The sequence below is a fragment of the Phytohabitans aurantiacus genome (assembly GCF_027923225.1).
In the GTDB taxonomy this organism is placed as follows: Bacteria; Actinomycetota; Actinomycetes; order Mycobacteriales; family Micromonosporaceae; genus Phytohabitans; species Phytohabitans aurantiacus.
In genome coordinates, this window is the sequence record NZ_BSDI01000134.1 from 1 (window position 1) to 753 (window position 753).

General features: G+C 66.0%; 1 protein-coding gene. It reads right to left on the reverse strand.

Annotated elements, in window-relative coordinates:
- Positions 1–737: non-ribosomal peptide synthetase (locus QMG73_RS46140; protein WP_281906519.1), on the reverse strand; the 737-nt coding region annotated here is incomplete at its 3' end.
- Between the last annotated feature and the right edge of the window lie 16 nt (positions 738–753).

The window sequence follows — 753 nt, forward strand, 5'->3', positions numbered from 1 at the left end:
ACCTGCCGGAGGTCGATGTGGTGGCCCAGGGTGTCGTGGATGCGGGAGATGAGTTGGATGGCGCGCAGGGAGTTGCCGCCGTGGGTGAAGAAGTTGTGTTGGGTGCTGATCTGGTCGGTGGGGATGTCCAGGAGGTGGTGCCAGATGGTGGCGAGGGTGTGTTCGGTGGGTGTTTTCGGGGGTTGGTGGTGTCGGTCGGTGGGTGTGGGGTCGGGCAGGCGTTGGTGGTCGACTTTGCCGCTGGTGGTGTAGGGCAGTGCGGCAAGGGGTGTGATGGTGGCGGGGATCAGGTAGGTGGGTAGCTGGTCGATCAGGTGGGCGCGCAGGACGGCTTCGTCGAAGGCGAAGGTGGTGGTCGGGTTGGTGACGACGTAGGCGGCCAATGTGTTGTGGCCGTGGGTGGTGACGACGGCTTGGGTTACGTGGGGGTGGTCGAGGAGGGCTTGTTCGATCTCGCCGGGTTCGATGCGGATGCCGCGGATTTTGATTTGCCGGTCGCTGCGGCCCAGGAATTCCAGGGTGCCGTTGTCGTGCCAGCGCACGAGGTCGCCGGTGCGGTACATGCGTTGGCCGGGTTCGGTGGCGAACGGGTCGGGCAGGAACCGTTCCGCGGTCAACTCCGGATGGTTGGCGTAGCCACGGGTCACACCGGTGCCGGCGATGTACAACTCACCGGGGATCCCCACCGGCACGGGGGTGTAGCCGCCGTCGAGCACGTACGCCCGATGATTGGCCATCGCCCGACCGATCGGC